We start from the raw sequence: 18,530 nt of genomic DNA on the forward strand, positions 1-18,530 counted from the left end.
AATGAAGCCGTTCTACCTTTTGCTGATGGTCCTATGGGGCATACTTGCCTTCTACACCGGCCATGTCATCGCGGATCACGGGTTCAACCTGTTCCCCTATTTATTCGGCGACATGGCCGAATGGACCTGGCCCGGACAGTTCAATCTCGACTTCATGATGATGCTGTTCCTGTCAGCCAGCTGGACCGAATGGCGCAACGGTTTTTCCACGCCGGGCCTGATCCTGGCGCTGATCGCCTTCTTGGGCGGAGCGGGCTTCCTGCTGCCCTATCTAACCTATCTCGCCTGGAAGCATGAGGGCGACACAGCCGCCATACTGCTCGGCGACAATCGCATGGATCGCCAGTAATGAAAATCGCATTTATCGGCCTCGGCAATATGGGCGGCGGGATGGCCGCGAACCTCGTGAAAGCGGGTCATGAAGTGCGGGCGTTCGACTTGAGCGAAGCGGCGGTGGCTGCGGCGCGGGAGCATGGCTGCGCAATTTTCGCCAGCGCGGCGGAAGCCTGCGACGGCGTGGACGCGGTCGTCACCATGCTGCCCAACGGGGCGATCGTGAAGGCGGTCTATACCAATGACGTGATCGGCAAGGCGCCCGCAGGCGCGGTGCTGCTCGACTGTTCGACGATCGATGTCGCCACCGCGCGCGAAGTCATTTCGCTGGCGAAAGCCGCAGGATACGACATGGTCGATGCGCCGGTTTCAGGCGGGATCGCCGCCGCCAATGCCGGTACGCTGACCTTCATGGTCGGCGGGACCGACAGCGCCTTCAAGCGTTCCGAATCGATACTCCAGGCGATGGGCAAGGCGGTGATCCATGCCGGTGCCGCGGGCAATGGCCAGGCCGCCAAGATCTGCAACAACATGCTGCTTGGCATCCACATGATCGGCACGTGCGAGGCATTTGCCATGGCGCAGAAGCTGGGGCTCGACCCGCAGACCTTCTATGACATCTCGTCCGTCAGCTCGGGCCAGAACTGGTCGATGACCTCATATTGCCCCGTCCCCGGCGTCGGGCCGACCACGCCAGCCGACAACAACTACCAGGGAGGTTTTGCGACAGCATTGATGCTGAAGGACCTCAAGCTGGCGATGGAAGCTGCTGCGAGTTCGGGTGCGTCCACCCCGCTCGGCAAGCACGCGCAAGAGCTTTACGAGGCTTTCTCCGCAGAGAACGGCGGTCTCGACTTCTCGGCGATCATCAAGACGCTCTGATCTCATCGAGAACCCGCGCAAGCCAGTCGCGCGGGGCCTGCCGCTGCCCGATGTCGGCGACGAATTCCTGCCCGCGCGCCACGCTCCTGAGCTTGCCGCCCCGCAGCCAGCGATCGGCGCGGTCGTGATAGCTCAACCCGCCGCGCTTTAGCCAATCCGGGCGCTGCCACAAGGTCACCGGCCCTCCGGGCACGGTCAGCCGCAAATTGTCCGAAGCTCGCGCCGCAACCCGACCCGGCCCGCGATAGATCACGTCATTCTTGTGATGCATCCCAAGCGCATGCGGGTGGCCCAGCTCGACCAGCTCGCGCGGCGCACCTCCGGCCAGGGGAATCATTTCCTCCACTTGGAGATAGCCGAATATCCGGTGGTGCGGATCGCCGCGCTCCCCCTCGCGGAACAGGCCGAAAAACAGGAACACATCGCCTTCGCGCACCCCCTGCCGCTCGAGATGGGTCTGCGCCGCGCCGCATTGCCCGAACAGGCAGGTCTCGTCGCCAAGGAACATCGGATCGTGATGGCACAAATCGTCTGCACCCAGCCTGCCCCGGCTCGCCCGGGCGGCATGCTCGCCCAACCCCAGCTCGCCATAACTGGTGCGCGAGGCAGCGCCTGCAGGGATCGGCAAGCTCAGCGGGCGTTCACCGACGATCGGCGAAGGCCCGCCGCCGGCCGCGCTGTCGAAACCCTTGCGGCTGAAGATAATGCGCATGGGCTTGCACTGCCCGCTGTGGGATCGCATGACAAGGCTTGCGCAAAATGCACCAAGGGCTAGGGATCGCGCCGTAATGAAAGTCACTGCCCTGATCATGGCCGGCAAGCGTTCCGGTATCCACGACCCGCTCGCCCAGCGCGCCGGAGTATCCCAGAAATGCGTCGTGCCGGTGGGCGGCATTCCCATGATCGAACATGTGGTGAAAGCCGTAGCGGCCTGCGACCGGGTGGGTGCGATCCACATCGTCGCGCATGACCACGACGAAATCGCCCGGCTGCCGAGCGTTGCGCCGCTGCTCGCGAGCGGGCGACTGCAGTTTCGCGACGGCAAGTTCAACATAGTCGACAGCGTATTCTCGGGTGCCGAAGGCGCGATTTTTCCGCTGCTGATCACCACCGCCGACAATTGCCTGGTGACGCCCGAAGGCTATGCCGAATTCATCGAAAAAGCGCTGGCGGCGGAAGCCGGGGCGGCAGCCGCGCTGGCCCGCAAGGAGCAGATCCACGCGGTCGATCCCGAAGGCCAGAAGCGCTTTTACGAGTTCAAGGATGGCGCATTTTCCAACTGCAACATGTTCTGGATGGGTAGCGAGGAAGCGCTGAAAGCGGCTGAAATCATGCGCAGCGGTGGGCAATTCGTGAAATTCCCGAAGCGCATCGCGCAAGCCTTTGGCGTGATCAATCTGATCCGCTTCTATTTCGGCTGGGGCAGCAAGGAGAAGCTGTTCGAACAGGTTTCGCGCCGGTTCGGCTTCAAGCTGGTGCCGATCGAGATGTCGAACGGCGAATTCGCAATCGACGTCGACAACGAGCGTACCTTTGCAGTGACCGAGCGCCTGCTGGCCAAGCGCGAGGCCGCAGCGGGTTGAGCTCCGCCGTCGCGCCATGAAACGCCTGCTCCAGAACATCGGCTGGCTGCTCGGGGGGCGCGGCTTCAATGCCGTGATGAGCCTGCTGTACCTGGCGCTCGCCACGCGGACACTGGGCCTCGAAGGTTTTGGCTATTTCGCGCTGATCGTGGCGCTGGGCCAGGCGGTTACCGGCCTCGCCAATTTCCAGACCTGGCAATTCGTGGTGCGTTGGGGCGCGAATGGCAATGGCCTGGCCGATGCCACCGGCTTCGCCATCGCGCTCGACATGCTCTCGGTGATCATGGGCACGATCGTGGCGGCCATACTTGTATCGACAGCACCACTGTGGCTTCCATTGCCACAGGACCTGCTGTGGCTGGCCTTTGGCTATTGCCTGGTGTCGGTACTGGCGATCCGCAGCACCCCCACCGGCCTGCTGCGCCTGCATTTCAAATATGGCACTTCGACCGCCGCCGAAGCGGTGCAGCCTGCAATCAGGGCCGCAGGTGCCGTGCTCGCCTGGCTGTTCATGCCGACCGTCGCCGGCTTCATCATCGCCTGGGCCGCAGCCGAAGTCGCGGTGGCGCTGGCGCTGTGGTTCGTCGCAGGTAGGACCGACCGGATCGACCTGTCGCGGATCAGCCTGCGCCGAATCCCGCGCGCGCATCCGGATGCCTGGCGTTTCGTGTGGTCGACCAATCTGTCGGGCAGCCTCAATGTCGCGGGCAAGCAGGTGATGATCCTGATGGTCGGCTCGCTGGGGGGCGAAGCGCTGGCCGGCGGCTTCCGCGTCGCGAGCCAGCTGGGCCAGGCGCTGGTGCAGCTGGCGCAGACCGTGTCCAAGGCGATCTATCCCGAACTCGTCCATGCGCGCGACGAAGCGCTGGCGATGGCACGCCGCATGGCCAATATCGCGCTGATCGGCGGCGTCATGGCTGTGCTGGTGGCGCTGTTCGCGGGCCGTTGGGGGCTGAATTTCGTGGCCGGGCCCGAATTCGAGGGTTTCTATTGGGCGATGGTGATCCTAGCCATTGCAGGTGCCGTCGAACTGGTCGGCGCAAGCTTGGAATCGCTGCTCGTTTCCGCTGGCAAGGCGCATACCGCCTTCATCGTGCGGGCAGTACCGACCATCCTCGCGCTGGTCCTGCTCGATGCGGCGATCGACTGGAACGGGGCAAAAGGCGCCGCCTTCGCAGTGCTCGGCTCAAGTTCGCTGGCGGTGATCGGCTTCTATGTGGCCATGCTCAATTTGCAGCAGATCCGCATCATGGTCGAGCCGATCGATCCGCAGCCACCCAAGGAAGACCGGCCGGCGCCCACGCAGCAGCGCGACTGACGCCGGCCATCAATCTCAGCCTTCTGCGTCGTCGCTCCACGCCAGCTTGGGCTTGCGCGCAGCCAGCGTTTCGTCAAGGCGGCGGCGCGGCGCGTAATAGGGTGCCTGCTTCATGCGCTCGTCTCCCGCCTTCGCGCGCTCAGCCACGCTGCGGAACGCCCCGATGAACTGGTCGAGCGAGGCCTTGCTCTCGGTCTCGGTCGGTTCGACCAGCATCGCGCCATGCACCACCAGCGGGAAATACATCGTCATCGGGTGGAAGCCTTCGTCGATCAGCGACTTGGCGAGATCGAGCGTCGAGAGGTCACCACCGAAGCCGGCGTCCGAGAAAAGCGCCTCGTGCATGCAGGGGCCGCTGGCGCCAAAAGGCGCGTCGAGCAGGTCCTCAAGGCTGCGCAGGATATAGTTGGCGTTGAGGACCGCATCTTCCGCAACCTGCTTGAGCCCATCGGCCCCGTGGCTGAGGATATAGGTCAACGCCCGGGTGAACATGCCCATCTGCCCGTGGAACGCCGCCATCCGGCCGAAAGCCTGCGTGTGTCCGAACTTCTCCGCACCTTCCTCTTCCACGAGGTGCACCACGCCATCGGCGGTGCGCGCGGTGAAGGGCAGCGGGCCGAACGGGCTGAGCGCTTCGGACAACACGACCGGGCCCGAGCCCGGCCCGCCCCCGCCATGCGGGGTCGAAAAGGTCTTGTGGAGGTTGATGTGCATGGCGTCGACGCCGAGGTCGCCGGGGCGAACCTTGCCGACGATGGCGTTGAAGTTTGCCCCGTCGCAATAGACGAAACCGCCCGCTGCATGGACCGCGTCCGAGATTTCCTTCATCTCGCTTTCGAACAGCCCGCAAGTGTTGGGATTGGTAATCATCACCGCAGCCACATCCGGGCCGAGCCGCGCCTTTAGCGCTTCGAGATCGACGCGTCCCTCCGCAGTCGCGGGAATATCTTCCACGCGGTAGCCGGCAAAGGCAGCAGTTGCAGGGTTGGTGCCGTGCGCGCTCTCGGGCACGAGGATCACTTCGCGCGCATCGCCGCGTGCTTCGAGCGCAGCGCGGATGCAGAGGATCCCGCACAGCTCGCCATGGGCGCCCGCCTTCGGGCTCATCGCGACGCCGTGCATGCCGGTGAGCCTGATCAGCCATTCGGCCAACTCGTTGATCACTTCATAGGCGCCGCGCACCGTTTCCTGCGGCTGCAGCGGGTGGACATCGGCGAAGCCGGGCATCCGCGCGACCTTTTCATTAAGCCGCGGGTTGTGCTTCATCGTACAGCTGCCGAGCGGGAACAGGCCCAGGTCGATGGCATAGTTCTGGCGGCTGAGGCGCGTGTAATGGCGCACCGTCTCCGGTTCGGTCAGGCCAAGAAGGCCGATCGGTTCCGCGCGGTCGAGCCCGCCGAGGCGGTTGGGCGCGCCCGCCGCCGGCTCGGGCAGGTCGACCCCGGTCACGTCGGCTCGGCCGATCTCGAACAGCAGCGGCTCCTCGAGCATCAGCGCACGGTTGCCGGTTGCCGTGACAGGGCCGCTGTGAAGGCCGTCTTGCGAAGCGACGGTCATTTCGGGCTTCCAGCCCGATGCGTTAGGCGCGCTCATGCCAGCACCTCCTCGAGTGCGGAGGCAAGCGCCTCGATATCCCCTTCAGTGGTGGTTTCGGTCACCGCCACCAGCAGGCCTTCAGCGAGGCGGTCGACGCCCGGATAGAGCCGCCCCAGCGACACGCCGCCGAGCACGCCCTTCTCCGCCAGCCGGTGGACTGCGGCGCGCGCATCCTGCCCGACCATCAGAGTGAATTCGTTGAAGAAGCTCTGGTTGAGCACGCGCACACCCGGCACTTGCGCCAACCGGTCGGCCGCGAGGCAGGCCAGCCGGTGGTTTTCCGCCGCGAGCTGCCGCAAGCCCTTCTCGCCAAGCAGGGTCATGTGGACGTTGAACGCCAGCGCGCACAGCCCGGAATTGGTGCAGATGTTGCTCGTCGCCTTCTCGCGCCGAATATGCTGTTCGCGGGTCGAAAGCGTCAGCACGAAGCCGCGCTTGCCCTCGGCATCCACCGTCTCGCCGCAGAGCCGCCCCGGCATCTGGCGCACATGCTTGGGATCGCGCACCGCGAACAGGCCGAGGTAGGGCCCGCCGAACTGCAGCCCCACACCGATCGATTGGCCTTCGCCCACCACGATATCCGCGCCGAGCTCGCCGGGCGACTTGATCGCGCCCAGTGCCACCGGCTCGGTATTGACCACCACCAGCAGCGCGCCATTGGCGTGCGCAGCTTCGGCGATCTCGGAAAGATCGGCGATGCGACCGAGAATGTCGGGATATTGTACCACCACGCAGCTGGTGTTCTCGTCGATCCGCGCGATCAGGCCGTCATTGTCGGGAGTGGGCTGGATCGCAGGTTCGGCATCGGCAATCTCGTCGCCGGTGAACTTCGCCATGGTCCGGACAACTTCGGCGTAATGCGGGTGCAGCGCGCCTGAGAGCACCGCCTTCTTGCGCCGGGTGATGCGCGCCGCCATCGCCACCGCTTCCCAACACGCGGTCGAGCCATCGTAAAGCGAGGCATTGGCGACCGCGCAGCCATAGAGCCGCGCGACCTGCGTCTGGAATTCGAACAGCATCTGCAGCGTGCCCTGCGCGATTTCGGGCTGGTAGGGCGTGTAGGAAGTGAGGAATTCGCCGCGCTGGATGATGTGGTCGACGCTCGCCGGGATATGATGGCGATAAGCCCCTGCCCCGATGAAGAAGGGCGCATCCCCCGCCGACAAATTCTTGTTCGACAGCGCCCGCATGTGCCGTTCGACCGCCATCTCGCTCATATGCATGGGCAAGCCGGCAATCGGGCCGTCGAGGCGAGCCTCGGCAGGCACATCAACGAACAGCTCGTCGATCGATGAAACGCCGATCCGGCCAAGCATTTCGCCGCGGTCGGTATCGGTCAGGGGCAGGTAGCGCATCGGTTCGAATTCCCTGTTGGACTTAGAGGCCGTCGACGAAGGCCTTGTAGCCCGCCTCGTCCATCAGGCCTTCCAGCTCGCTGGCGTCGCCTACGGTCATCTTGAAGAACCAGCCGCCCTCTTCCGGGTCGGTGTTGACCAGCGCCGGGTCTTCCTCGAGGTCCGAATTGGCTTCGGTCACCTTGCCGCTGATCGGCGCGTAGACGTCGCTCGCCGCCTTGACGCTCTCGACCACCGCGGCATCGCCGCCCTTGTCGAGGTTCGTCCCGATTGCAGGCAGTTCGACGAAAACGATGTCGCCCAGCTGGCCTTGCGCATAGTCGGTGATGCCGACCGTGGCGGTCACGCCATCGACGTCGATCCATTCGTGTTCATCGGTGAAGTAACGCGGCATTGCTTCAACTCCCTCGGAAATAGCGGTGCGGGACAAAGGGCATCGGCGTGACGGTGGCAGCAAGGCGCTTGCCCCGCACTTCGATTTCTAGCGCAGTGCCTTGGGCGGCATGCGCGCTGTCGACATAGGCCATGGCGATCGGATGGCCGAGCGTGGGCGAGAAGCCTCCGCTGGTCACAGTTCCGACCTTGCCGGGGCCCGCGAACACTTCGGCGCCTTCGCGCGCGGGAAGCCGGCCGTCGAGCGCAAGGCCGACCCAGCGGCGCGCCGTGCCTTCGGCTATCTCGCGCAAGATGCGCTCGGCGCCCGGAAATCCGCCTTCCTGCCGCCGACGCTTGTTGATGCCGAACAGCAGGCCCGCTTCGATCGGGCTGGTCTCGGGCGAAAGGTCATGCCCGTAAAGCGGCAGGCCCGCCTCCAGCCGCAGGCTGTCGCGCGCGCCAAGGCCGATCGGCTTCACTTCGGGCTCGCCGCACAGCAGGTCGGCGATTTCGACCGCGGCTTTGGCCGGAAGCGAAATCTCGAAACCGTCTTCGCCGGTGTAGCCCGCCCGAGCGATGGTTACATCGTGCCCGGCCATCGTGAAACGGCCGAACTTCATGAAGGTGAGCGCCGAAACTGGCTGCTCGCCCTTGGCATGCCGCGCCAATGCATCCACTGCCTTGGGGCCTTGCAGAGCCAACAGCGCCTGTTCGTCGAGGTGGTTAAGCGTGATCTCGTCAGGCAGGTGCTCGCGCAAATGGCCGATATCGTCCCATTTGGTCGCGCCATTGACCACGAGGTGGAGCTGGTCCGGCCAGCGCGAGACCATCAGATCGTCGAGCACACCGCCATTCTCGTCGAGCAGCAGCGAATAGCGCTGCATGCCTGCCTTGAGGGTCGAAAGGTCGATCGGCAGCACTGCTTCGACCGCGGCGTCGAGATCGGGGCCGGACAACAGCAGCTGGCCCATATGCGTGACGTCGAACAGGCCAGCTGAATTGCGCGTCCATTCGTGCTCGGCGACGATGCCCTCATACTGGATCAGCATTTCATAGCCGGCGAATGGCACCATGCGCGCGCCACGCGCGCGGTGCCAGGCATCGAGCGGCAAAAGCTCCAGCGGCAGTTCTTCGATGGTTTCTTCGTCGCTCAAATCAATGGTCCCCGCACAGAAGGCGCAAAGCTTCGCTGTGAAGCTTCGTTCCGTACCCCCTCTGTCGGGTGACCTGAGAGCTTAGCCGAACGCCCTGGCGGGCTGCGCAGCCTTCCCCTTCGGTGGTTCCCACAGGCCCGCAAGGGATCCGGCGCGAACGCTTTCCAGAGTGTCGATGGCCCGCGCGGTCCGGTGGCCTGAGAGTTTCCGGGGCGGTTGCTCCTTCGGCGCCGGGAGCATGTTGCCATGCCCCGCGGACTCTCCCGCGCGCGCCTGCCGCAGAATCGCTTCCCCGGCCGACCCATTCGCCCTGCGCGATTCAGACTCCTGCGTCAATCAGGCAATGGTGCGATGCAGCGCTTTCTCAACGATTGGCTGCCGGCAGGGCCTGCGCGCGCGCCATCAGCTCGATTTCGCGCGGATCGAAGCCGCCTTCATCCTCGGCGCTGGGGCGCGGCGGGACCGCAGTGGTGAAATAGGCCACTCCTTGCCTGCCCTCCATGGTGAACCACAGGCCGGCGCGCAGGCCATAGGCTTCGCCCGCATGGCCGAGCCGCGCCTGCCCGTCACCGAAGAGAGTGTCTTTGCAGGGGCTGTCGGCATCGTCGATGATTTGCATGTGGAAGCCATAGCGGCAGAAGAAATCCTGCCCCGGGCTTTGCTCCGCGAACAGGGCTTCACCGGCGGGAAGCATCATTTCGTTCGGGAACACTTGCGATTGCTCGCGCATCAGTTCCTGCCCGATCCTGGCGAGGTCGATCATCCCGATCCGCACCCCGCCCTGCGGCGAGAAGATCGAGGCATTGGTGCCGGGAACGTAGTTATCGAGTGTGCATTCGACGCCTTCAGCCACCGGGATCGCGCAATTGGGCGGAAGGTCGGCGGCGTCATCGCGCGCCACTTCGCCAGTATCCCGGTAGAGCACCACTGCGCGCTGCACCCGCTCTTCGCTGCATCCCACCCAGTTGAGGCAGGCCTCGATCCCCAGCGGCGCGAAAACGGTGCGTTCGACCAGACGGTCGTAGCGCTCGCCCGTCGCAGCTTCGAGAACGGTTGCGACCACCGGCGAGCCCAGATTGGCATATTCGAATGGCGCTTCGCCCGGCGGCGCATCGGCAAACCATGCCTCAGGATTGGAAACCCTCGCCCGCAAGCTCTCGCCCAGCGGGATGATGTAATCGACCCGGTCGCGCAGGCCCGAGCGGTGGCTCAGCAATTGCGCAAGCGTCACCTTGGCATCGGGGAAATTGGGCGAACGCAGTTCCCAGCCGAGATAGTCTGAAACATCCGCATCGAGGCTGACCTTGCCCTCTTCGACCAGTCGCAAGGTCGCAAGCGCCATGATCAGCTTGGAAATACTGGCAATGCGCACCGGGTCGTTGGCTTCGACCTTTCGGCCGGTCGCGCGGTCAGCCACGCCTTCCACGATCAGCGGGCGGATTTTCTCGCTGTCGAAAGCGACCAAGACAGTCGCGGGAACGGGTGGATCGTCTGCACGGGCCATTGCCGGCATGCATACCAATAAAGCGGCGAGAGCGATGCGGATCATGTTCCGCTTGTTCGCCGGAGCGGGCGCAAGGTCAATCCCCTGACCTAACGGTTGAGCCACAGGAGGTAGAAAGCCGAGAGGACGATCCATGCGCCATCGAGCGTCTTGAGCCGCCGCGCGCCGAGCCACAGAGCGATCGGGCGTGCGAAGAAGCCGCCGAGCACGGCTGCGGGTGCCGCCAGCAACACGACTTCCCATTGGATCGTGCCCGCCTCGATATGCCAGACCGACCCCGCAATCACGCTGACCGAAGAGATCAGGCAGGCCGCGCCCGTGCAAAGCAGCACCGGATAGTGACGGATGAAGAGATAGAGGGCGACGAGTTCGCCGATCCCGACCGAGAACAATGCGGTGATTGCGCCGCCGGGGATCGCAAGCAACAGCAGCACGACGAGATCGACCCGCTCAAGCTTTCCCTTTTCCGGCCTGGCAAGGTTGACCGTCCAGGTCGAGACGATCAGCGCGAGACCGAGCAGGATCGAGAACCCCTTATAGGCGAGCAACACGTCCTGCTGGTCGAATGCGGTGGCGCGCTGCACGAACAGCATGCTCGGCACCGACAGCGCCAGCACCGCCAGCGCGACGAGGAAGAAATCGCGCACTTGCACGCGCGCCTCGAGCGGGCCCGGCTGCGGCTGGTGGTAGAGCCGGTCGGTCCAGCGGAGCGCGCCCATGGTCATGCCGAAGCTCTGGATCGCCATGGATACGCCGACCACTTCGAGCGGCGACAGCGTCATCACCCCATGTTCGCGCAAGGCGTTGAACACCGGCACGAACACCACGCCGCCACCCGTGCCCGATGTGTTGGCGATGATCGCGCCGATCACGCCGACGCCGGGCAGGAACCACAATTGCCGCAACAGCGCGACATCGAAATGGACCAGCCCCCACAGCGCGGCATAGGCCGCGAGCAGCAAAGCCCCGCCGCACCATACCAGCCGCCCCGGCGGCAATTTGCTCAATCGAGATTCGGCCTCAGCCATCGTTCCGCCGTAGCAAGATCGACTCCGCGGCGCGCGGCATAATCTTCAAGCTGATCGCGCCCGATCCGGGCCACGCCGAAATACTGGCTTTCGGGATGCCCGAAATAGAAGCCGCTGACCGCCGCAGTCGGCCACATCGCGAAATTCTCGGTCAGGGTCAGGCCCGCATTGGCTGGCGCATCGAGCAGGTCGAACAGGATTGGCTTGAGCGAATGATCGGGGCAGGCGGGATAGCCCGGCGCGGGGCGGATCCCGCGATACTGTTCCTTGATCAGCGCTTCATTGGTCAGCTGCTCGTCAGGCGCATAGCCCCACAGATCGGTGCGCACAGCCAGGTGCAACCGCTCGGCAAAGGCTTCGGCAAAGCGATCGGCGAGCGCCTTGAGCAGAATGTCCGAATAATCGTCCTTCGCATCGAGGAAGGCTTTCGAATGCGGCTCGATCCCGTGGATGCCCACGGCAAATCCGCCAATCCAGTCGCCCGCCGGGTCGATGAAGTCCGCAAGGCACATATTGGCGCGGTCGCGGCTCTTCTTCACTTGCTGGCGCAGGAAGGGGATCACGACGTGGCGCTCTTCCTCGACGAGGTGGATCGTCACATCGTCACCATCCCTTGCGCAGGGCCAGAGTCCCGCCACGCCGCGCGCAGTGAGCCATTTACCCTTGATGATCCGGTCGAGCATGGCGTCGGCATCGGCCTTCAATTGGCGTGCGGTCTCGCCCACCACTTCGTCATCGAGGATCGCGGGATAATTGCCGTGCAGTTCCCACGCACGGAAGAATGGTGTCCAATCGATATATTCGCGCAAATCCGCCAGGTCCCAGTCCTCGAAGACATGCAGGCCTGGCTTGAGCGGTGGTGCGGGCTTGTCGCTGAGATAGGCGTCGTAATAGTTCGCGCGCGCTTCCTCGATGCTCAACAACACGCTTTGCGCCTTGCCTTCGCGCGCTTCGCGAACCTTCTCGTATTCGGCAGCGGTGCCCGAAACGAACTCGTCCCTTTGCGTGTCGGACAGCAGCCGGCTGGCCACGCCCACCGCGCGACTGGCGTCTAGCACATGGATCACCGGGCCGGTATAGGCCGGGTCGATCTTGAGCGCAGTGTGGACCTTGCTGGTGGTCGCCCCGCCGATCAGCAAGGGCATGGTCATCCCGGCGCGCTGCATTTCCTCGGCCACGGTCACCATCTCGTCGAGCGACGGGGTGATAAGGCCCGAAAGCCCGATCATGTCAGCCTTGTTGTCATTGGCGGACTTCAGGATGTCCTGCCACGGCACCATCACGCCCAGATCGATCACGTCATAGCCGTTGCACTGTAGCACCACGCCCACGATGTTCTTGCCGATATCGTGCACGTCGCCCTTGACGGTCGCCATCACGATCTTGCCCTTGGACTGATCGGCCAGGCCGCTGGCTTCCTTCTCGGCTTCGATGAAGGGAATGAGGTGCGCCACCGCCTTCTTCATCACCCGCGCGCTCTTGACCACTTGCGGCAGGAACATCTTGCCGCTGCCGAACAGGTCGCCGACGACGTTCATGCCGTCCATCAGCGGGCCTTCGATCACTTCGATCGGGCGCGAGAATTGCTGGCGGGCTTCCTCGGTGTCCTCTACCACATGCGCGTCGATGCCCTTCACCAGCGCATGTTCGAGCCGCTTGGCGACGGGCCAGCCGCGCCACTCCTCGGCCTCTTTCTCGGCCTTTGCGTCGACGCCCTTGTAGCTTTCAGCGAGCGCAATCAGCCGCTCGGTGGCGTCTGCATGGCGCATCAGGATCACGTCTTCGCAGGCCTCGCGCAGCGCCGGGTCGATATCGTCATAGATATCGAGCTGGCCGGCATTGACGATCGCCATGTCGAGCCCGGCGGGGATCGCGTGATAGAGGAACACGGAATGCATCGCGCGGCGCACAGTCTCGTTGCCGCGGAAGCTGAAGCTGAGGTTGGACAGGCCGCCACTGGTCTTGGCGTAGGGGCAAGCGGCCTTGATCTCGCGCACCGCCTCGATGAAGTCGAGGCCATAGCGGTTGTGCTCATCGATGCCGGTCGCGACCGCGAAGATATTGGGATCGAAGATGATGTCTTCCGGCGGGAAGCCGATGCCGGTCAACAAATCATAGGCGCGTTTGCAGATTTCGACCTTGCGCGCCTTTGTATCGGCCTGGCCGGTCTCGTCGAAGGCCATGACGACGACCGCTGCACCATAGAGCATGCATTTGCGCGCCTGCGCGAGGAAGGCTTCCTCGCCTTCCTTCATGCTGATCGAGTTCACGATCGGCTTGCCCGAAACGCATTTCAGCCCCGCTTCGATCACGCTCCATTTCGAGCTGTCGATCATCACCGGCACGCGGGCGATGTCGGGTTCGGCGGCGATCAGCTTGAGGAAGGTGGTCATCGCCAGTTCGGCGTCGAGCAGGCCTTCGTCCATATTGACGTCGATCACCTGCGCGCCGTTCTCGACCTGTTGGCGCGCGACTTCGACCGCGCGGGCATAATCGCCCGCCATGATCAGCTTCTTGAACGCAGCCGATCCGGTCACATTGGTGCGTTCGCCAATATTGACGAATCTTGCCGTGGTTGGGCGGGCGGTTGTCTGTTCGGTCATCAGGCGGCAATCGTGAAAGGTTCAAGCCCGGCAAGCCGCATTTCATGAGCCAGCGCAGGCACGCGGCGCGGCGCGATGCCTTCGACAGCCCTGGCGACCGCAGCGATATGTTCGGGCGTCGAGCCGCAGCATCCGCCCAGGATGTTGACCTTGCCGCCGTCGGCCCACTGCCGCACCAGCGCGGCGGTGGTTTCGGGCAGTTCGTCATACTCGCCCAGCTCGTTGGGCAGGCCGGCGTTGGGATAGGCCATCAACAACGCATCGGCGATGCCGCTCAGCAGCTGGACATGCGGGCGGAGCTGGTCCGCGCCAAAGCTGCAATTGAGCCCGATCGTAACTGGCCGGGCATGGCGGACGGTGTACCAGAAGGCCTCAACCGTGTGGCCCGACAGATTGCGGCCCGACAGGTCTGTGAGCGTGAGCGAGATCATCAACGGAATCTCCCGCCCCTGCTCCGCCTCGAGTTCCTTCACCGCCATGATCGCCGCCTTGCAGTTCAGCGTGTCGAACACGGTCTCGATCAGGATGAAGTCCGCGCCGCCCTCGACCAGCGCAGCCGCCTGTTCGCGGTAGACGTCTTTCATATCGTCGAACGTGACTTCGCGATAGCCCGGGTCGTCGACATCGGGAGAGAGCGACAGCGTCTTGTTGGTCGGCCCCATCGCCCCGCAGACGAAGCGTGGCATCCCGTCCTTCGCGGTCGCTTCCTCGCAAGCTTCGCGGATGATCCGCGATGCCGCGACATTGATCTCGCGTACCAGATGCTCCGCCCCGTAATCGGCCTGGCTGATACGGTTGGCGTTGAATGTGTTGGTTGCCAACACCGTCGCGCCCGCATCGATATAGCTGTCGCAGATCGCGCGGATGATCTGCGGCTGGGTCAGATTGACGAGGTCGTTATTGCCCTTCTGGTCCTGCACCAGGCCAGTGTCGCCCGCATAATCCTGTGCCGCGAGCTTCGCCTTCTGGATCGCAGTGCCATAGGGACCGTCCTTGATCAGGATGCGCTCCGCAGCGGCAGCCAGCAGTTGCTCGCGCGGGGTCATGCGGCGCCCCCTTTCGGCCTGCGACCGAGCAAATGGCAGATCGCATAGGACAGCTCGGGCCGGTTGAGCGTGTAGAAGTGGAAGTCGCGCACACCGCCGGCATAGAGGCGGCGTGACAGTTCGGCAGCAATGGTTGCAGCAACCAGCTGGCGCGCGGCAGGCCGCTCATCGAGGCCTTCGAAGAGCCCGTCCATCCAGTCAGGGATCGCGGCACCGCAGGCTCCGGCGAATTTCCTTGCTTGCGCGACATTGGTGACGGGGAGGATTCCGGGGACGACCGGCGCTTCGATCCCGCGTTGCGCCAATGCGTCGCGGAAGCGGAAGAAAGTCTCGGCCGAGAAGAAAAACTGCGTGATCGCGCGGCTGGCGCCGGCATCGAGCTTGCGCTTGAGGTTGTCGATATCCGCCTCTGCGCTCGCAGCATCTGGATGGACCTCGGGATAAGCCGCGACCGAAATCTCGAAATCGGCGATCTGCTTCAGACCCGCCACCAGTTCGGCGGCGTTGCGATAGCCTTCCGGGTGCGGGACGAAGGGCGCGCCCGGCTCGCCCGCATCGCCGCGCAGTGCAACGATGTGCCGCACGCCCGCTTCCCAATATTGCTCCGCCACTTCGCGAATCTCGGCCTTGCTGGCGTCGACGCAGGTCAGATGCGCAGCCGCCGGAAGCCCGGCTTCGGAAATGATCCGCGCCACCGTGGCGTGGGTGCGTTCGCGGGTCGATCCGCCCGCGCCATATGTGACCGAAACAAAGCTGGGATCGAGCGGCTTGAGCTGCTCGACCGTGTCCCACAGCTTCTCTTCCATCTTCTCCGTCTTGGGCGGAAAGAATTCGAAGCTGATCGACAGATCGCCCGGGAGCGACGCGAACAGCGGGCTGTCATGCGCAGTCAGTTCCTCGTGCCGGGGATCGAGCGGCGCGCTCATGCTGTGGCCTCCTTGTTGGCGGCAGCTGGCGTGCCGCGGCGCTGGCCGAGCCAGATCTTGACCACCAGTTCGCCGCCTTCGAGTGCGACCGGGGCGCTGGCGGAATAGCCGGCCTGGCGCAGCATCTGCCGGATCTGGCTATCTTCGAAACCGAGCCTTGCATGGGCGTGGCGCTCGCGCAATTCCTCGCGCCCATGCGCAGCGAAATCGACGATCGCGATGCGTCCGCCTGCGCGTGTGACGCGCGCGGCCTCCTGCAACGCGACTTCGGGATGCTGCGCGAAATGCAGCACCTGGTGCAGCAGCACAGTGTCGAATTGCGCTTCGGCGAAGGGCAGGTCCGCGAAATCGCCCTGCACCAGCTCGATCTTGTCGGCCGAGAGGTTCTGGAGCTTGGCGCGCGCCAGCTTGAGCATCTCGAGGCTCTTGTCGAGCGCCACCACGCGTTCGGCGCGGTCGGCGAACAGCTCCGCCATGCGGCCCGTTCCGGTGCCGATATCGAGCAACTGGCCGAGCGGGGCATCACCCAGCGCCTCGACCAAAGCCTGCTCGACCATGCGATCCGGGCTGTGCATCCGGCGGAGTTCGTCCCAATCGCCCGCATTGCGTTCGAACCATGCCTGCGCGGAGGCTTCGCGCGCGGCGCGGATCGCCGAAAGCTTGCGCCGGTCTTCAAGGCACTGGCGGGCGAAGCCCTCGTCCTCGCGCTCGGCGGTGGCGAGCAACCCTGCGACTGCAGCCGCAAGCGGGGTCAGCGTTTCGGCAGTGCCGGGTGCGTGCAGGAATACCCAGCTGCCTTCGCGCCTACGCTCAGCAAGCCCGGCATCGCACAAAATGCCGACATGGCGCGAGACCCGCGGCTGGCTTTGTCCTAACACTTGCGCCAACTCACCCACGGCAAGCTCCATCGCTGCGAGCAGGCGCATGATGCGCAGCCGCGTCGGATCGGCCAATGCCTTCAGGATCGTCTCGAGCGTCATTTCGAAACGACATATAAAGATATTTTTATATGTGTAAATGCGCGATCAGCGACTGAGCACCGATCGCGTCCCGCATTTACATCATCCTGCGCAACCCCGCCAGAGGAACGCGCGATGGCGCATCACGAAAAGCCGAGGCTTTCAGCCACCGCTTCATTCACGATCCGGCCCTGATGCACGTTGAGGCCCAGCCGGAGGTGCGGATCATCCTCGCACGCGGCAATGCCCTTGTTGGCCAGCGCCAGCCCGAACGGCAACGTCGCATTGTTGAGCGCATAGCTGGAGGTATGCGGAACCGCGCCCGGCATGTTGGCGACGCAATAGTGAATGATGTCGTCGACGAGGTAGGTCGGGTCTTCATGCGTGGTCGGCTTCGACGTTTCGAAACACCCACCCTGGTCGATGGCGACGTCGACCAACACGGCCCGGCGCTTCATCAGCCCGAGCATGTCGCGCGTGACCAGCCGCGGTGCGCTGGCACCGGGGACCAGCACGGCGCCGATGACAACATCGGCCTGAGTGATCGCGTCCTCGATCGTTCCCGCGTTGGAATAGCGGGTGGTTGCCCGGCCCTGGAACATGTCGTCGAGCTCGCGGATGCGCGGCAGCGAACGGTCGAGGATCTCGACATTGGCGCCGAGGCCCACAGCCATGCGCGCCGCCTGCGTACCGACGACGCCGCCACCGATGACCACGACCTTGGCCGGCAGCACGCCGGGCACGCCGCCCATCAAAATGCCGCGCCCGCCATTGTTGGCGTGGCTGGCATGCGCGCTCGCTTCGATCGACAGGCGCCCGGCCACTTCGCTCATCGGAGCAAGCAGCGGCAGCGAGCCGTCAGGCGCGGTCACGGTTTCATAGGCCACCGCTGAAACGCCCGACGCCATCAGGCCCTTCGCCTGCTCGGGATCGGGAGCGAGGTGCAAATAGGTGAAAAGGATCTGGCCTTCGCGCAGCTGGACCCATTCGGACGGCTGCGGCTCCTTCACCTTCACCACCATTTCGGCGCGGGCGAAGACTTCAGCGGCGCTGTCGACGATTTCCGCACCGACAGCTGCATAGTCGGCATCAGTCTTGCTGATGCCCATTCCGGCGCCGGTTTCGACGATGACCTGATGACCGGCAGCGACATATTCGCGCGCCGCTTCGGGCGTGAGGCCGACACGATATTCGTGGTTCTTGATTTCCTTGGGGACGCCGACAAGCATGGGTTCTCTCCGGATAAAACTCTCTCGGTGCAGTATACACGCATACCCGGCTTGAATCTCAGCGAAGATTGAGGGATATGGGCTCAATACTGCAGTATTTCTGCATCATTTGGCCCGATAACGCAGGTTAGTAGCATGGAACTCGATGCGGTCGATCGCAAGCTGCTCCAACAATTGAGCGCCGATGCGCGCGCCACGCATCAGCAGATGGGCGAGTCGATCGGGCGCTCCCCCACTTCGATCGCGCGGCGCCAGCGCGCGATGGAGGAAAGCGGGCTGATCCGCGGATACCAGGCGGATCTCGACGTCGAGAAGCTGGGCTACGGCGCGCGTGTCCATATCCGCATGACACTGGCGAGCCAGAGCCGCGAACAGCTCGACGCTTTCGAGCAGGCGATTGCCGCCAGCCCTTCGGTGGTCCAATGCGAACTCATGAGCGGCAGCGACGACTATTTCGTCAGCCTGCTGGTCCGTTCACTCGATCACTTCGCACAGATCCACCGCGAGGAATTGTCGCGCCTTCCGGGTGTCGTGCGGATGGAATCGAGCTTCGTGCTGCGGCAGGTGGTCGAACCGCGCCTGCCGCCGGGTTGGGCCGACGCCGCCACTAGCTAGAACGCAGGGCGGCGCCTGCCGCCG

At 64.3% G+C, this 18,530-nt stretch carries 17 protein-coding genes and 1 riboswitch; of the genes, 5 read left to right on the forward strand and 12 right to left on the reverse strand.

Features of this window, described 5'->3' with window-relative positions; translation table 11 throughout:
* Position 1: 1 nt before the first annotated feature.
* Both VRS74_RS04430 and mmsB read left to right on the forward strand, forming a co-directional pair.
* On the forward strand, positions 2 to 349 hold the full coding sequence (locus VRS74_RS04430; RefSeq protein WP_354144031.1) for a hypothetical protein: 348 nt from the start codon (positions 2 to 4) through the stop codon (positions 347 to 349).
* Entirely contained in the window at positions 349 to 1,215 is an 867-nt protein-coding gene (gene mmsB / locus VRS74_RS04435) for a 3-hydroxyisobutyrate dehydrogenase (RefSeq protein ID WP_354144032.1), read from the forward strand. The genes VRS74_RS04430 and mmsB overlap by 1 nt, the downstream gene beginning before the upstream one ends.
* On the opposite strand, the gene VRS74_RS04440 is transcribed toward mmsB, so the two are convergent.
* A complete protein-coding gene (locus VRS74_RS04440) occupies positions 1,202 to 1,927 on the reverse strand; it encodes an Nmad3 family putative nucleotide modification protein (protein WP_354144033.1) in 726 nt (241 codons plus the stop codon). The two genes, mmsB and VRS74_RS04440, sit on opposite strands and share 14 nt — an antisense overlap.
* Positions 1,928 to 2,003: 76 nt before the next feature.
* Between VRS74_RS04440 and VRS74_RS04445 the strand changes: the two genes are divergently transcribed.
* On the forward strand, positions 2,004 to 2,798 hold the full coding sequence (locus VRS74_RS04445) for an NTP transferase domain-containing protein (RefSeq protein ID WP_354144034.1): 795 nt from the start codon (positions 2,004 to 2,006) through the stop codon (positions 2,796 to 2,798).
* Between the two features lie 16 nt (positions 2,799 to 2,814).
* Entirely contained in the window at positions 2,815 to 4,116 is a 1,302-nt protein-coding gene (locus VRS74_RS04450) for a lipopolysaccharide biosynthesis protein (RefSeq protein WP_354144035.1), read from the forward strand.
* 15 nt (positions 4,117 to 4,131) lie between these two features.
* Here VRS74_RS04450 and gcvPB read toward each other — a convergent pair whose 3' ends face one another.
* From gcvPB to ald, 11 genes are all read right to left on the reverse strand, one after another.
* Positions 4,132 to 5,709, reverse strand: a complete 1,578-nt coding sequence (gene gcvPB / locus VRS74_RS04455) for an aminomethyl-transferring glycine dehydrogenase subunit GcvPB (RefSeq protein WP_354144036.1) — start codon at positions 5,707 to 5,709, stop codon at positions 4,132 to 4,134.
* Positions 5,706 to 7,067 carry an aminomethyl-transferring glycine dehydrogenase subunit GcvPA gene (gene gcvPA / locus VRS74_RS04460; RefSeq protein ID WP_354144037.1) on the reverse strand — a complete coding sequence of 454 codons (1,362 nt, stop codon included), beginning with the start codon at positions 7,065 to 7,067 and terminating at the stop codon, positions 5,706 to 5,708. The genes gcvPB and gcvPA overlap by 4 nt, the downstream gene beginning before the upstream one ends.
* Before the next feature lie 22 nt (positions 7,068 to 7,089).
* Positions 7,090 to 7,461: a glycine cleavage system protein GcvH gene (gcvH, locus tag VRS74_RS04465; RefSeq protein WP_354144038.1), complete on the reverse strand. Its 372-nt coding sequence runs from the start codon at positions 7,459 to 7,461 to the stop codon at positions 7,090 to 7,092.
* A gap of 4 nt (positions 7,462 to 7,465) precedes the next feature.
* A complete protein-coding gene (gene gcvT / locus VRS74_RS04470) occupies positions 7,466 to 8,602 on the reverse strand; it encodes a glycine cleavage system aminomethyltransferase GcvT (RefSeq protein ID WP_435521372.1) in 1,137 nt (378 codons plus the stop codon).
* A 169-nt stretch (positions 8,603 to 8,771) separates the two neighbouring features.
* Positions 8,772 to 8,872: riboswitch (glycine riboswitch) on the reverse strand.
* 88 nt (positions 8,873 to 8,960) lie between these two features.
* Positions 8,961 to 10,145, reverse strand: coding sequence for a serine hydrolase domain-containing protein (locus VRS74_RS04475; RefSeq protein ID WP_354144040.1), 1,185 nt, complete (start codon positions 10,143 to 10,145; stop codon positions 8,961 to 8,963).
* Positions 10,146 to 10,189: 44 nt separating this feature from the next.
* On the reverse strand, positions 10,190 to 11,107 hold the full coding sequence (locus VRS74_RS04480; protein WP_354144041.1) for a sulfite exporter TauE/SafE family protein: 918 nt from the start codon (positions 11,105 to 11,107) through the stop codon (positions 10,190 to 10,192).
* Positions 11,104 to 13,731, reverse strand: coding sequence for a methionine synthase (gene metH / locus VRS74_RS04485; protein WP_354144042.1), 2,628 nt, complete (start codon positions 13,729 to 13,731; stop codon positions 11,104 to 11,106). Before metH ends, VRS74_RS04480 begins: the two co-directional genes overlap by 4 nt.
* Positions 13,731 to 14,777: a homocysteine S-methyltransferase family protein gene (locus VRS74_RS04490; RefSeq protein WP_354144043.1), complete on the reverse strand. Its 1,047-nt coding sequence runs from the start codon at positions 14,775 to 14,777 to the stop codon at positions 13,731 to 13,733. The genes metH and VRS74_RS04490 overlap by 1 nt, the downstream gene beginning before the upstream one ends.
* A complete protein-coding gene (gene metF / locus VRS74_RS04495; protein ID WP_354144044.1) occupies positions 14,774 to 15,703 on the reverse strand; it encodes a methylenetetrahydrofolate reductase in 930 nt (309 codons plus the stop codon). Before metF ends, VRS74_RS04490 begins: the two co-directional genes overlap by 4 nt.
* The gene (locus tag VRS74_RS04500) at positions 15,700 to 16,683 is read right to left on the reverse strand and encodes an ArsR/SmtB family transcription factor (protein ID WP_354144045.1); all 984 of its coding nucleotides are present in this window, start codon (positions 16,681 to 16,683) and stop codon (positions 15,700 to 15,702) included. The genes metF and VRS74_RS04500 overlap by 4 nt, the downstream gene beginning before the upstream one ends.
* Before the next feature lie 122 nt (positions 16,684 to 16,805).
* Positions 16,806 to 17,891, reverse strand: coding sequence for an alanine dehydrogenase (gene ald, locus VRS74_RS04505; RefSeq protein ID WP_354144046.1), 1,086 nt, complete (start codon positions 17,889 to 17,891; stop codon positions 16,806 to 16,808).
* Positions 17,892 to 18,026: 135 nt separating this feature from the next.
* On the opposite strand from ald, the gene VRS74_RS04510 reads away from it, so the two are divergent.
* Entirely contained in the window at positions 18,027 to 18,506 is a 480-nt protein-coding gene (locus tag VRS74_RS04510) for an Lrp/AsnC family transcriptional regulator (RefSeq protein ID WP_354144047.1), read from the forward strand.
* The last annotated feature ends 24 nt before the right edge of the window (positions 18,507 to 18,530 follow it).

Origin of the sequence: Altererythrobacter litoralis (assembly GCF_036324225.1) — a bacterium.
In the GTDB taxonomy this organism is placed as follows: Bacteria; Pseudomonadota; Alphaproteobacteria; order Sphingomonadales; family Sphingomonadaceae; genus Erythrobacter; species Erythrobacter litoralis_A.